13 protein-coding genes and 1 other RNA gene are annotated in these 12986 nt (G+C 72.2%); 5 read left to right on the forward strand and 9 right to left on the reverse strand.

Annotation, left to right across the window (positions count from 1 at the left end; genetic code table 11):
- Positions 1 to 67 precede the first annotated feature (67 nt).
- The 3 genes from QR78_RS17885 to QR78_RS17895 all read right to left on the reverse strand — a co-directional run bounded on the left by QR78_RS17885 (position 68) and on the right by QR78_RS17895 (position 1871).
- Positions 68 to 496 carry a hypothetical protein gene (locus tag QR78_RS17885; protein WP_048428911.1) on the reverse strand — a complete coding sequence of 143 codons (429 nt, stop codon included), beginning with the start codon at positions 494 to 496 and terminating at the stop codon, positions 68 to 70.
- A gap of 137 nt (positions 497 to 633) precedes the next feature.
- On the reverse strand, positions 634 to 990 hold the full coding sequence (locus QR78_RS17890) for a GCG_CRPN prefix-to-repeats domain-containing protein (protein WP_053220973.1): 357 nt from the start codon (positions 988 to 990) through the stop codon (positions 634 to 636).
- Positions 991 to 1121: 131 nt separating this feature from the next.
- Positions 1122 to 1871 (reverse strand): lysophospholipid acyltransferase family protein, encoded by a 750-nt coding sequence (locus QR78_RS17895; protein ID WP_048428913.1) that lies wholly within the window; start codon positions 1869 to 1871, stop codon positions 1122 to 1124.
- Between the two features lie 311 nt (positions 1872 to 2182).
- Here QR78_RS17895 and QR78_RS17900 point away from each other — a divergent pair, with 311 nt between their 5' ends.
- Complete coding sequence (locus QR78_RS17900; RefSeq protein ID WP_048428914.1) at positions 2183 to 3202, forward strand: TRAP transporter substrate-binding protein; 1020 nt, start codon at positions 2183 to 2185, stop codon at positions 3200 to 3202.
- Between the two features lie 33 nt (positions 3203 to 3235).
- Here QR78_RS17900 and QR78_RS17905 read toward each other — a convergent pair whose 3' ends face one another.
- Together QR78_RS17905 and guaA are read right to left on the reverse strand one after the other, a co-directional pair.
- Positions 3236 to 5305 carry a putative bifunctional diguanylate cyclase/phosphodiesterase gene (locus tag QR78_RS17905; protein WP_053220972.1) on the reverse strand — a complete coding sequence of 690 codons (2070 nt, stop codon included), beginning with the start codon at positions 5303 to 5305 and terminating at the stop codon, positions 3236 to 3238.
- A gap of 320 nt (positions 5306 to 5625) precedes the next feature.
- Positions 5626 to 7182, reverse strand: coding sequence for a glutamine-hydrolyzing GMP synthase (guaA, locus tag QR78_RS17910; RefSeq protein ID WP_048428915.1), 1557 nt, complete (start codon positions 7180 to 7182; stop codon positions 5626 to 5628).
- Positions 7183 to 7323: 141 nt separating this feature from the next.
- Here guaA and QR78_RS17915 point away from each other — a divergent pair, with 141 nt between their 5' ends.
- Complete coding sequence (locus tag QR78_RS17915) at positions 7324 to 7560, forward strand: hypothetical protein (RefSeq protein WP_048428916.1); 237 nt, start codon at positions 7324 to 7326, stop codon at positions 7558 to 7560.
- 78 nt (positions 7561 to 7638) lie between these two features.
- Here the strand turns inward: QR78_RS17915 and QR78_RS17920 are convergent, their stop codons facing one another.
- From QR78_RS17920 to QR78_RS17930, 3 genes are all read right to left on the reverse strand, one after another.
- Entirely contained in the window at positions 7639 to 8571 is a 933-nt protein-coding gene (locus tag QR78_RS17920; RefSeq protein ID WP_048428917.1) for an alpha/beta fold hydrolase, read from the reverse strand.
- Positions 8572 to 8677: 106 nt separating this feature from the next.
- Positions 8678 to 9730, reverse strand: coding sequence for an alpha/beta hydrolase (locus QR78_RS17925; RefSeq protein ID WP_048428918.1), 1053 nt, complete (start codon positions 9728 to 9730; stop codon positions 8678 to 8680).
- A gap of 254 nt (positions 9731 to 9984) precedes the next feature.
- The gene (locus QR78_RS17930; protein WP_048428919.1) at positions 9985 to 11271 is read right to left on the reverse strand and encodes an RsmB/NOP family class I SAM-dependent RNA methyltransferase; all 1287 of its coding nucleotides are present in this window, start codon (positions 11269 to 11271) and stop codon (positions 9985 to 9987) included.
- Positions 11272 to 11382: 111 nt separating this feature from the next.
- Here QR78_RS17930 and QR78_RS17935 point away from each other — a divergent pair, with 111 nt between their 5' ends.
- Positions 11383 to 11571 carry a hypothetical protein gene (locus QR78_RS17935; RefSeq protein ID WP_048428920.1) on the forward strand — a complete coding sequence of 63 codons (189 nt, stop codon included), beginning with the start codon at positions 11383 to 11385 and terminating at the stop codon, positions 11569 to 11571.
- A gap of 93 nt (positions 11572 to 11664) precedes the next feature.
- Here QR78_RS17935 and QR78_RS17940 read toward each other — a convergent pair whose 3' ends face one another.
- Entirely contained in the window at positions 11665 to 12084 is a 420-nt protein-coding gene (locus QR78_RS17940) for an MAPEG family protein (protein ID WP_048428921.1), read from the reverse strand.
- 141 nt (positions 12085 to 12225) lie between these two features.
- On the opposite strand from QR78_RS17940, the gene ssrS reads away from it, so the two are divergent.
- Positions 12226 to 12383: non-coding RNA, 6S RNA (ssrS, locus tag QR78_RS32950), on the forward strand.
- A 10-nt stretch (positions 12384 to 12393) separates the two neighbouring features.
- Positions 12394 to 12981 (forward strand): 5-formyltetrahydrofolate cyclo-ligase, encoded by a 588-nt coding sequence (locus tag QR78_RS17945; RefSeq protein WP_048428922.1) that lies wholly within the window; start codon positions 12394 to 12396, stop codon positions 12979 to 12981.
- The last annotated feature ends 5 nt before the right edge of the window (positions 12982 to 12986 follow it).

Consider the following 12986-nt stretch of genomic DNA (forward strand, 5'->3'; position numbering starts at 1 on the left):
CGGGATCGAATCGATGCGTCAGCATCTTTCGCCGTTGGTATGCCGGGCCGGTTGCACCGAACCGCCTTCAGGCCACCACGCCGCCGAGATCCGCCACCACGGCGCGGCGCGCCGCGGCGTCCTCGGCCAGGCGGTGGACGTGCATCTCGGTGGCGCCGCGGGCGCGGGCCCGCGTGAGCCAGCCGCGGCCGAGACGCTCGCGCGGGGTCTCGCCCGCGGCCGTCACCGCCACCAGCTCGGCGGTTCCGTCGCCGCCGCGGCGCACCGCGATCACCACCGCGTCGCCGACCTCGGACGGGTCGTCGTCGAGGGCGTGGATGCCGACCACGTAGCGGCGGCCGGACTGGCCGCGCCAGGCGCTCAGCGGCAGGGCCGGGGTTCCCCGGAGGCTCGTGGCCGTTCTCAGGCGCTCCTCACGCACGTCCGATCTCCTCGCGCGGTCGTTCTGGATGTCCCGCATCGCCACCGACCAGGACAGGGCTCGTTTGTTCGCCATTTGTTCCAGCCTAGTTCTGATTCCAGGGGGCCGTCAAGCACGGCCGACCGGCGTCCCGCAGATCTGGAGAGGCGGAGCGCGGGGTTCAAGCCGCAGGGCGAGGCGACGGCCGGAAAACCCGGCCGCCGCCTTCTCATTCACCAGCGGTGATGCCAGCCGTGATGACCCCAGCCACCGCCCCAGCCGACCCGATGCCAGCCGCCGCCGTAACCCCACGGACGGTGCCAGCCGACCCGGCGGTACCCGCCGTAACCCCAGGGCCGGTGCCAGCCGGCACGGCGCCAGCCGTAGCCCCAGCGCGGGCCGACGACGACCGTGCGGTAGCCGACGACCGGGGCGTAGAAGACCCGCGGCCCGAGATTCGGGCGGCACCAGCCGCGCCAGTTCCGGTGGAACCCGGGGCCGCAGCCGTCACGCGCCTCGGCGGTCGTTCCCGTGCCGACGACGGCACCGAGAGACAGGATCGCGGCGCCAGCAACCATGCTCCAACGCATCATATCCTCCTGTTGTGAGGACCATGAAATGCACGGGCGGGCAAAACCGTTGCGACATTACGAAGAGTTCATGTTGCAGGCAGACCAGCCGCTGTTACGGCTGTGCTTGCGCCGCTGGGCGACGGGGCGCCTCAGGTCTGCGCGGGACGGCCCGTCGTCGCGGCGGCCGAAGGATCGGCCTCGCGCACCAGGGCGTCGGAGGCGGTCTCGATCCGCTCCTGGAGCACCGTCAAGAAGGTGTCGCGCGGCAGGCCCGGCGGGATCACGGGCAGGAACTCGATGACGGCGGTGCCGGGCCGGTAGGTCAGGCGGCGGCGGCCCCAGAACACGCCGGTGTTGAGCGCCACCGGCAGGCAGGGCACGCCGAGGCGATCGTACATGTGGGCGACACCGAACTTGTAGGCCGGCGGCGCGCCCACCGCCCGGCGGGTCCCCTCCGGAAAGATGATCAGGCGACGGCCGTCGGCCATCGCGGCAGCGGCTTCCTCGTTCATCAGCGCCAGCGCCCGGGAGCCCTTCGAGCGGTCGATCGCCACCATCTCGCTGCGGGCGAGATACCAGCCGAACAGCGGCAGCCACATCAGCTCGCGCTTGAGGATGTAGGTGAAGTCGTCGAGCACGGTGACGAGGGCGAGGGTCTCGAGGGCCGATTGGTGCTTGGCGGCGACCAGCACGCCGCCGGCCGGTCGGTGCTCGAGACCGCGGAACTCGACCTTGAGGCCGACGATCGCGTCCAGCAGCCGCAAGATGATCCGGCCCCAGGTCTGGGCGAGCCAGATCACGCTGCGCCGGGTGGCGAGCAGCGGCAGCCCGCCGATCAGGAGCGCGGCGGTGACGAGGTAGAACGCGACGGTGAACAGGATCGAGCGGACGAGCGGCATGGATACGGGCGACAACGGCGGTCCTTCGGGCGGACGGCCCGATCGCCTCGGGCCCGGCCGCGCGGCGGACGGGAACGCGGCGCCCGGTCGAAGCGCCGCCCGCATGATGCGGTGCCCTTCCTTAGAGCATTTCGGTGCCCGCGAAAGGGCGGGTCGGCGCGGCCCGGCGGGCGGGGAAACCTGACGACGCCCACCCGGGCGACGGATGCCGGGCCGGGAAAAACGTGCTTTAAGCCTCGACGGACCCGCGCGACCGAAGACGCGGGGAGACGGAAGGGTCCGCGGCGAAGCGGACCGACCAGGAGGACGCCATGACCACGCTCACGCGCCGCCACGCGCTGCATCTCGCCGTCGCCGGCGCCGTCGCGGGCCCGGCGGTGCTGCGCATCACGAAGGCGCACGCGGCCGAGTTCAGCCTCAAGGCCGCCAACAACACCCCGGTCAGCCACCCGCTGACGATCTACATGACCAAGGCCGCCGACGCGATCCGCGAGGAGACCGGCGGCAAGGTCGACATCAAGCTGTTTCCCAACAACCAGCTCGGCGGCGACACCGACATGCTGAGCCAGCTGCGCTCGGGCGCGCTGGAATTCTTCACCCTCTCGCCCCTGATCCTCGCCACCCTGGTGCCGGCGGCCTCGATCAGCGGCGTCGGCTTCGCCTGGTCGTCCTACGACAAGCTGTGGCCGGCGATGGACGGCGATTTCGGCGCCCATGTCCGGGCGCAGATCGAGAAATCCGGCCTCTTCGCCTTCGACCGGATCTGGGAGAACGGCTTCCGGCAGACCACCTCGTCGAGCCGGCCGATCCTGAAGCCGGAGGACTTCAAGGGCTTCAAGATCCGGGTCCCGCCGAGCCCGATGTGGACCTCGATGTTCAAGGCGTTCGACGCCGCCCCGATGACGATCAACTTCGCCGAGGTGTACTCGGCGCTGCAGACGCGGATCGCCGAGGGGCAGGAGAACCCGCTGACCCTGATCGACAACGCCAAGCTCTACGAGGTGCAGAAGTACCTCTCGAAGACCAACCACATGTGGGACGGCTTCTGGCTCCTGTCGAACGGCAAGGTCTGGCGCGGCCTGCCCCAGGACGTGAAGACCGTGGTGGCCAAGCACTTTAACGCCCAGGCGGTGGCCCAGCGCGCCGACATGGCCCAGCGCGCCGGCACGACGGAGCAGGACCTGAAGGCCCGCGGCCTCGACATCCGCGACGTCGACACCAAGGCGTTCCAGGCCAAGCTGCAATCGGCCGGGTTCTACAAGGAGTGGAAGGGCAAGTTCGGCGACGACGCCTGGGCGCTCCTCGAGAAGCACACCGGCCCGATCGCCTGACCGGCCGGCGACGCCTCTCGGCGGGGCGTCGCCTTACGCGCCGGCGGGACGCACCGCCGGGGCTGCCGGCAGGACGGCGCGGCCGAACAGGTAGCCTTGCGCCTCCGTGAACCCCTCCTCGCGCACCACCGCGAGCTGGGCCGGGGTCTCGACCCCCTCCGCCACCGTCTCGATGCCGAGCCGGCGGCCGAGTTCCGCCACGATGCCGACGATCGCCCGGCAATCCGGCCGGTCGACGGCGTCGCGCACGAACGAGCCGTCGATCTTGATGCGGTCGATCGGGAAGGCGCGGACCCGGGCGAGCGACGAGAACCCGACGCCGAAATCGTCGAGCGAGATGCTGACCCCCATGGCGTGCAGGCGCTGGAGGTCGTCGACGATGCCGCCGGCGGTGGTGCTCAGCACCGTCTCGGTGATCTCGATCTCGAGACGCCGGGGCGTCAGGCCGGTGCGGGCGAGGACGTCCTGCACCGCCCGCGGCAGGCTGCCGTCGCCGAGCTGGTGCACCGAGACGTTGACGCAGATCCGGGCCTGGTCGGGCCAGGCCGCGGCGGCGCGGCAGGCCTCGTCGAGCACCCACAGGCCGAGGTCGCGGATCAGGTCCGACTTCTCGGCGATCGGGATGAAACGCCGGGGCGAGACCGGGCCGCGCTCCGGGTGCGTCCAGCGCAGGAGCGCCTCGCGGGCATTCACCGAGCCCTGCGCCAGTTCGATGATCGGCTGGTAGGCCAGGGCGAGCTGGCCCGCGGCGATCGCCTGCCTCAGGTCCCGCTCGAGGCGCATCTCGTCGCTGCGCTCGGTTTCCAGCCGCCGGGTGAACAGGCGCCAGGCGGCCTTGCCGGCGCCCTTGGCGGCGTAGAGCGCGCAATCGGCCTGGCGCAGCATCGTGTCCGGCGTCGCCGCGGCATCGGCGAGCGCGATGCCGATGCTGGCCGTGACCTGACGCGCCGGCTGGCCCTCGATGTCGTAGGGGCGGCCGAGCTCGAGCAGCAGCCGCTCGGCCAGCGGCACCGCCAATTCGCCCGCCCCCCCGGGCAGGAGCAGCGCGAACTCGTCGCCGCCGAACCGGGCGGCGAGGCCCGGCTCCGGAAGGGCCGCCCGCAGCCGGTCGGCCAGTTGCTGCAGGAGCGCGTCGCCGGCCTGGTGCCCGAGCTCGTCGTTGACCGCCTTGAAGCCGTCGAGGTCGAGGAAGAGCAGCGCCGTGCCCGCCGGCAGGGCGCCGTCGGCGGCGCTCTCCGCCAAGCGCCGCCACAGCATCGCCCGGTTGGGCAGGCCGGTCAGGGCGTCGTGGTGGGCGAGCCGGCTGATCTCCTCCTCGGCCCGGCGCTGGCGCGTCACGTCCTCGAAGGTGACGACGAACGCCCCGCCCGGAACCTCCCGCCTTACGAGCGCGATCGCCCGGTCGTCGGAGGTCGCCATCACGACGGTTTCGCCGTTGCCGAACGAGCCCCGGTGCCCGGCGAGCAGGGCGGCGCCCTCCCAGAGGCCGGCCTCGGGCCCGCCGAAGGCGAGCGCCCAGATCGCCTCGATCGGGGCGCCGACGAGATCCCGCCCGGGGGCGGGAAACATCTCGTGGAAGCGCTGGTTGAGCAGGCGCACCTTGCGGTCGGCATCGAACAGGCACAGGCCCTGCGACATGGTCGAGAGGGCGAGGTCGAGGATCAGGGCCACCGCCTCGATCTCGCCGCTGCGCTCGCTGCGGGCCGGCACCTCGCGGATGAGCTGCGCGTAGCCGGAGAGGCGCGCTCCGTCGCGGATCGCCACGATGACGGTGTGGGCCCGGAACCGGCTGCCGTCGCGCCGCGGCCACCAGCCCTCGGTCTCGTAGCGCCCGCTCTCGCGGGCCGTCGCGAGGGCGGCGGCGCTCTCCCCGGCCGGCCCGTCGCCATACGCGAAGACGCGGCCGAGGACCTCCGCCGCCGGATAGCCGGTGAGCCGTTCGGCGCCGGGATTCCAGGCCGCGACCCGCCCGTCCGTATCGAGGAGACACAGGGCCTGGTCCGCCGCGCCCCAGACGAGGGTACAATAGGCATCGTGGAGGGCGGGGGCCGTCATCGGCTCGTCGGTCTGGACCGCCATCGCCGCGCTCGCCTCGCTCCACATCGTCGCACGCTCCGTCGCGCCGGTCCGGGCTCCGTTGCCCGCGACACCGATGCGACAGATTAGGGGATTCATCCGCGAGCGTTGAGTCACTTTATCGGCCTAACCCTACTGGTCCCGGCAAGTTCTGCCTGGACGAAAGGTCATGCCGCCGCGACGGAACCTCGGGCTGTCCGGCTTGAATCGGCACGGACATTGGGTCGTAGGGCTTCCGATCGCTCGCGTCGCGATGCGGAAACCGGCTTCACTCAGATGCAGAGGGGCGACAGCTCCACCGCGCGGGATCCTGATACGAGACCGGGGCGCCAGCTCCGGATTTCGTATCACTCCCACTCGATCGTGCCGGGGGGCTTCGACGTGATGTCGTAGGTGACCCGGTTGATGCCCTTGACCTCGTTGATGATCCGGGTCGCGACGCGGCCCAGGAACGCCATGTCGAAGGGATAGAAATCCGCCGTCATGCCGTCGACCGAGGTGACGGCGCGCAAGGCGCAGACGTGGTCGTAGGTACGCCCATCGCCCATCACGCCGACGGTCTTGACCGGCAGGATCACCGCGAAGGCCTGCCAGATCGTGTCGTAGAGCCCGGCCTTGCGGATCTCCTCGAGGTAGATCGCGTCGGCCTTGCGCAGCGCGTCGAGCTTCTCGCCCGTGATCTCGCCGGGGCAGCGGATGGCGAGGCCGGGTCCGGGGAAGGGATGGCGGCCGACGAAGGCCTCGGGCAGGCCGAGCTCGCGGCCGAGCACCCGGACCTCGTCCTTGAACAGCTCGCGCAGGGGCTCGACGAGCTTCATGTTCATGCGGGCGGGCAGGCCGCCGACATTGTGGTGGCTCTTGATCGTCACCGACGGACCGCCGGTGAACGACACGCTCTCGATCACGTCCGGGTAGAGCGTCCCTTGCGCCAGGAAGTCGGCACCGCCGATCTTCTTGGCCTCGGCCTCGAACACGTCGATGAACAGGCGGCCGATCGTCTTGCGCTTCACCTCCGGGTCGGTGACCCCGGCGAGCTCGCCGAGGAACAGATCGGAGGCTTCGACGTGGACGAGCGGGATGTTGTAGTGGTCGCGGAACAGGCGCACCACCTCCTCGGCCTCGCCCTGGCGCAGCAGGCCGTGATCGACGAAGACGCAGGTGACCTGATCGCCGATCGCCTCGTGGATCAGCACCGCGGCCACCGCCGAATCGACGCCGCCCGAGAGGCCGCACAGGACCTTGGCGCCGCCGACCTGGGCGCGGATCCGCTCGATCGCCTCCTCGCGGAAGGCGGCCATCGACCAGTCGCCGGTGCAGCCGGCGATGTCGCGCACGAAGTTGCGGATGAGGAGCGCGCCGTGGGGGGTGTGGGCGACCTCGGGGTGGAACTGCACCGCGTAGAATCGGCGGGCCTCGTCGGCCACCGCCGCGAAGGGAGCGTTGGGCGAGATCGCCACGGTGGTGAAGCCGTCGGGCAGCTTCGTCACCCGGTCGCCGTGGCTCATCCAGACGGGATATTTTTCGCCGACATGCCAGACGCCGCGGAAGAGCGCGCTGTCGGCGATGATCTCGACCTCGGCCCGGCCGAACTCGGCGTGGTGCCCGCCCTCGACCTCGCCGCCGAGCTGGGCCGCCATGGTCTGCTCGCCGTAGCAGATGCCGAGCACCGGCACGCCGGCCTCGAACACGCCTTGCGGCGCCCGCGGCGAGGACTCGACCGTGACCGATTCCGGTCCGCCCGACAGGATCACCGCCTTGGGCTTCATCGCCGCGAAGGCCGCCTCGGCCGCCTGGAACGGGACGATCTCGGAGTAGACGCCCTCCTCACGCACCCGTCGGGCGATGAGCTGGGTCACCTGGCTGCCGAAGTCGATGATGAGGATCTTGTCGTGCTCGGTCGTCATGGGACGATGAGTTAGACGAGGGCCGCCCCGCACGCAACGCGTCGCGATGGCGGGGCCACGGTGCGTCCACGGCATTAACCGGACGTTCATGCGCTAACGGTGAGGGAGACGCCCCCAACCCACCAGACAAGGAGCCTCGCCATGCGAGCCATCGTCCTCGGGATCGCCGCCACCCTCGCCACCGGCCTGAGCCTGGCGCCCGCCTCGGCCATGCCGGTCGTCCCCGGCGGCACCGTCGCGCCCGCGGCCTCGGTCGATCAGGCGCAGTACGTCACCCGCCGGGTGGTCCGTCGCGGTCCCCGCTGCGTGGTCAAGGTGACCCGGACCCGGGGGCCCTTCGGCCGGGTGGTGGTGCGCAAGGTGCGCCGCTGCTTCTGACGCGCACCGCGTCCCGCACCGAGATTCGAGAGGGCGGCCCCGGGCGGGGCCGCCCTTTTTTCCATGAGAGCCGAGTTGTCATGACGGCCAAGCCGCCAGCAGGGCGCGCAGGGCGGCCACGAAGGCGAGCGGCTGGTCAACCATGACGTGGTGATAGGCCTCCGGCAGGTCGATCCGGGGCGAGCCCGGCGGCAGCAGGCCCTGGACATAGGCCGCGTCCGCCGGCCGCATCAGGTCCGACCGGTCGCCGGTGACGAGGGCGAGCGGGCAGCGGGCGTCCCGCACCATCGCGGCCCGATCGGGCAGGACGAGGCGGGCCCAGAGCGAGGGGTCGAAGCGCCAGCTCCAGCCGCCCGCGACCTCCTTCAACGATTCCCGCGCGATGAGATCGGCGACGTAGAGCGTCTCGCAGGGCTGCATCGGTGCGAAGCGGAACCGGGCGAGCGCCGCCTCCAGGGTCGGGTAGATCCGGTGCGGCGCGAAGCGCCCGTCCTCGCGCCGGCGCCCGGTGCGGCGCTCGGGGGAAAAGATCGGCGGATCGACGATCACCGCCCCGCGCCAGCGGCCGGCCTCGCGCCCCGCCTCGGTCAGCATCGGGAAGCAGCCGAAGGAATGGCCGACCATCACCGGCGGGCCCGCCGCGAACAGGCCGGCCTCGGTCGCTACGGCCTCGATCTCGTCGGCGAAGGTGTCGAGGTCGTAGGTCTCGCGCCAGTCCGATCCGCCCATGCCCGACCAGGACGGGGCCGCGACGCGATAGTGGCCTGCGAGGAACGGGGCGATGAAGCGCCACCAGCCCGCATGCGCCCCGTTGCCGTGGAGCAGCAGCAGCCCCGGACGGCCGCGCTCACCCCAGGCGAAGGTCTCGATGCCGGCCCCCTTGACCGTGACGCGCCCGACCTCCGGCGCGACCGCGACCGCGTCCCGGAACCAGTCGGGGGCCGGCGGGGCATCGCCCTCCAGGTGGCCGAGGGGGGCGGACAGGTTCGGGTCGGGGGGAAGTTCGCTCACGGGCCGGATGATGCGGCGCGGCCGGACGCCGTGTCAATCGGGATTGGAGTCGACGGTATGGTGAGGACACGCCTGATAGATCGCCCGAGTTCGAAAACCCGGTTTCTCACGCCCGGATGAATCCCCGCCGCCGTGCCCAGGTGGCGAACAAGCCGGGCCAGGCGGCGGCCGGCGAACCCGGCACGCCGAGATTGAAGCCGTGGCCGCCGCGCTCGAACAGGTGCATCTCCACCGGCACCTCGACGGCCCTGAGCGCGGAGAACATCAGCAGGGAATTGTCGACGACCGCGATCGGGTCGTCGGCGGCCTGGGCGAGGAAGGTCGGGGGTGATTCGGGCGGGACGTGGGTCTCGACCGAATAGGCGTCGGTGGCGACGCGGGTCGGGCTGTCGCCGACGAGGACGCGACGGCTCGACGTGCGGTCGAAGGGGGGCTTGAGGGTGATGACCGGGTAGATCAGTGCCGCGACGTCGGGCCGGGCCGAGAGCGCGTCGTCCTCGTCCACCGGCCGATAGAGCGGCGAGGCGAAGCGGGTGCTGGCCGAGCCCATCAGGTGGCCGCCGGCGGAGAAACCCATTACCCCGATCCGGTTCGGCTCGTAGCCGTAGCGGCGGGCCCGGGCACGGGCGAGCCGCACCGCCCGCAGGGCGTCCTGGATCGGCGCGTCGGCGCCCGCGGCCCAGCCCTCGCCGGGGAGGCGGTAGACCAGCGCGAAGGCGGTGACGCCGAGGCCGTTGAGCCAGAGACCGACCGGCACCGCCTCGTGGCCGAGATCGATGCGGCGGTAGCCGCCGCCGGCGGCGATCACCATCGCGCTTCCGGTGGGCTTGGCCGGGCGCATCACCAGCAGGCAGGGCTCGGCGACGCCGGTGACCACGCCCTCGCGGCTCTCGTCGAAGCGCGGGCCCTCGGGGTTCGGCCCCCCTCCCCCCGGCGGCGTGCCGGGCCAGAGGCGCAGCACCTCGAGGGCGGAGCCCGGCGCGGCCTGCGGCGGCGCGTCATGCCCGACGAGGCCCGCCCCACCGGCCGGCGGGACGGCGGGCTGGGCGATGGCCCCCGGAGCGGCGGTCCCCGCTGCCCCGATTCCTTGCGCCACGGCCTCCGGCGCGACGGCGAGGGCGGCCGCTCCCGTGAGCAACGTCCTGCGATGCAGCAGCATGCCGACCGTCCGACACTCTCGAAGACCCGACGACGCGGGAAGGCGTGCCGGCCGGGGTGACCCCTCGTCCACTTGGCATACGCCAAGCTGCCGCGGATGCACGGCAGAAAAATACCGGCCGGGACGGAGAGTCCCGAGCGTGATCGTCGGAACCAAGCGGACTTGCGTTGGCAGGCCAACGCTTCGCCCGCTTAGATTCTTGTTTTGCCGCAGATTTTCGGCGCCGAACCGGTAACCACTTCGGCGAAATCTGCTTAGCCGGGCCCGCGTTCCAGGAGGGCGACATAGAAGCCGTCGGTGCCGGTCCGCTCCGGACTCATCTGGATGCCGTGGGCGGTGCGGCGCACCCGCTCGGCGAGGTCCGGCGGCAGGTCGAGAGGGCGGAGGGCGACGTCGTCGCGCCGCGCCGCCAGCCCGGCCACCGCCGCGTCGTTCTCCTCCGGCAGGAGCGAGCAGGTGACGTAGACGATCCGTCCGCCCGGGCGGACCAGGCGTGCCGCGCGGTCGAGCACCGCCTCCTGCTCGGCGACCCGGGTCGCGAGGCTGCCGGTGCGCAGGCGCCACTTCGCGTCCGGGTTGCGCCGCCAGGTGCCCGCGCCGGTGCAGGGCGCGTCGACGAGGACGAGGTCGGCGGTGCCGTCGAGGTCGGCCATCACGTCGGGACGGCCCTTGCCGCCGCGCGGCGTGCGGATCTCCGCCGTCGCCCCCGCCCGGCGCAGGCGCTCGTGGATCGGCGCGAGGCGGCGCGGATCGCCGTCGGTGGCGATCAGCCTTCCCTCGTTCCTCATCAGGGCGGCGAGGGCCAGGGTCTTGCCGCCGCCGCCGGCGCAGAGATCGATCACCGTCATGCCGGGCCTCGCGCCCGAGAGCCGCGCGGCGAGCTGCGAGCCCTCGTCCTGGATCTCGAACCAGCCGTCGAGGAATTCCGGCTCGACATGCAAAGCCGGGCCGCGCCCGTCCTCGCCGAGCGGCACCCGCAAGCCGTCGGGCGCCAGCGGCGTCGGCTCCGCGTCGAGATGGGCGAGCGCCTCCCGGGTCGTGTCCCGGTTCGCCTTCAGGGTGTTGACCCGGATGTCGAGGGGCGCCCGGCGGGCGAGCGCCCGCAACTCGGGCAGGAGGTCGTCGCCCAAGGCCGCCGCCAGCGACGGCACGATCCATTCCGGCACGTCGCCGGCGACGTGGACCGGCGCCTCCGCCAGGGTGCCGGTCTCGAGCCGGTGCCGCTCGGCCTCGGTCAGCGGGGCGGGGGCGAAGCGCTCGCCGGTGAAGAGGTCGGCGATGGTCTGGGCGGCGAGGCCGCGCTGGAGGCGCAGCGAGCCGATCAGCACGGCGCGGGGAGAGTCCTCGCCCATGATCCAGGCCGCGGAGGCGCGGCGGCGCAGGGCGTCGTAGACCAGGGTGGCGATGGTGGCGCGGTCGCCGGAGCCGGCGAAGCGGTGGGCGAGGCCCCAATCCTTGAGGGCGTCGGCGACCGGGCGGCGACGCTCGGCGATGTCGGCCAGGACCTCGATGGCGGCGGAGAGGCGGGCGCCGGGGGTCATCGCGAAACCGCCACGGTCGTGCCGCGGGACCGGCGCAACACGGCCAAGCTTTCGGCCCGGACGGTCCCGACACCTTGGCCGTTCGTTCCCGAAGACCGGAGTACCGCCCGCATGATCCGTCGTCCCATTCCGTCCGCCCTCGCCGTGAGTCTGGCCGCGTTGATCGCGCTGTCGGCCGGCGCCTGCGCCACCGCCCCGGCGGCGCCGGCCGTCGACCTGACCCCGCCGCCGCCCCGGCCCTACGACGCCAAGACGCAGCTCGAATACGGCAACCCGCCGCCGCGGGCCCCGCGCTACTGAAGCCGCCCCCTTAGCCTCCTCGCGCCGCCAAGGCGAGGAGGCGCATCGCCCCGCCGCCCGTTTCCGGGCAATCAGGCGAGCAGGATCCCGCCGTCAGGCGAGCAGGATCTTGAGAGCGAGGACGAACCACATCGCCAGCAGCACGAGCGCCCCGGCGAGAAAGGCCTGGAAGCGCCGGATCACCACGTTGCTGGTGGCGTAGATGCCGGCATGCACGATCCGGGTCAGCACGAACAGCCAGGCGAGGCCGATAAACAGCGTGTCGGTCTGCCGGGTCGCCAGCGCGAGCCCGACGACGACGTAGAACAGAACCGGCAGCTCGAACTGGTTGGCGAAGGCGTTCGAGACCTGCTGCACCGGCGCCGGCCAGGTCCGCTCGCCGAGCGAGACGTCCTTCACCTGTACGGCCCCCGCCCGCGCCGCCGCGAAGCGCACCCGCCCGGTCCAGAACAGGAGGACGAAGGTCAACAGGACCTGGACGAAGACGGGGGCGAGGAGGGCCTTGAAGCTCATGGCGGTGCGATCCGTAGTGCGATCCGTGGCGGAGATGGTGGACGGGCGGGCGGCTCCGGGGAGGTTCCACGCCCGCGCCTGCCTCCAAATCCCCCGGACCGCCCCCTTTCGCAACGGGCGTCGCGGCGCTACATGAGGTCGGCGGGGCTGCGGCTCTCGTCAGGAGACACATTCCCCGGGGCCTTATCGACTCCCTCGGGAGCTGTCACTGCCCTGGTCCGTGGACCGGGGCATAACGGCGCCCACCTACTTCGTAGGTTTCCCGGGATCGATTCTCCAACGGCTCTCGTGGCCCCGCGCTGGATACTGATGACGATCGACGCTTCCCCCGATTCCTCGAAGGCGACCTTGCGCAAGGCGGCCTTGGCGCGGCGGGACGGGCTGACGGTCGAGGCGCGAAACGCCGCCTCCCGTCGCATCGCCGAGATCGTCCTCTCCCTCCCGGATATCGCCCGCGCCGAGGTGGTGTCGGCCTACTGGCCGATCCGCAGCGAGGTCGACGTGCGGCCGCTGATCGCGGCTCTGCGGGCCCGCGGCCAGGCGGTGGCGCTGCCGCAGGTGACGCCCGACGGCCTGGTGTTCCGTCTCGCGGCCGAGGGCGACGCGCTGAGCCACGGCGGCTTCGGCCTGAGCGAGCCCGGGCCGGACGCGCCGGCGGTCGATCCCCGCGCGCTGCTGGTGCCGCTCGCCGCCTTCGACCGGCGCGGCCACCGCATCGGGTACGGCAAGGGCTATTACGACCGGGCGCTCGCCCGCCTCGACGCGCGCGAGCGCGCGCTCGCCATCGGCATCGCCTTCTCGGCCCAGGAGATCCCCGTCGTACCGGACGGCCCGTACGACCGGGCCCTCGACGGCATCGTCACCGAGGCGGGCCTGATCCACCCCACCGGAGACTGAACACC

Source organism: Methylobacterium indicum (assembly GCF_001043895.1).
GTDB lineage: Bacteria > Pseudomonadota > Alphaproteobacteria > Rhizobiales > Beijerinckiaceae > Methylobacterium > Methylobacterium indicum.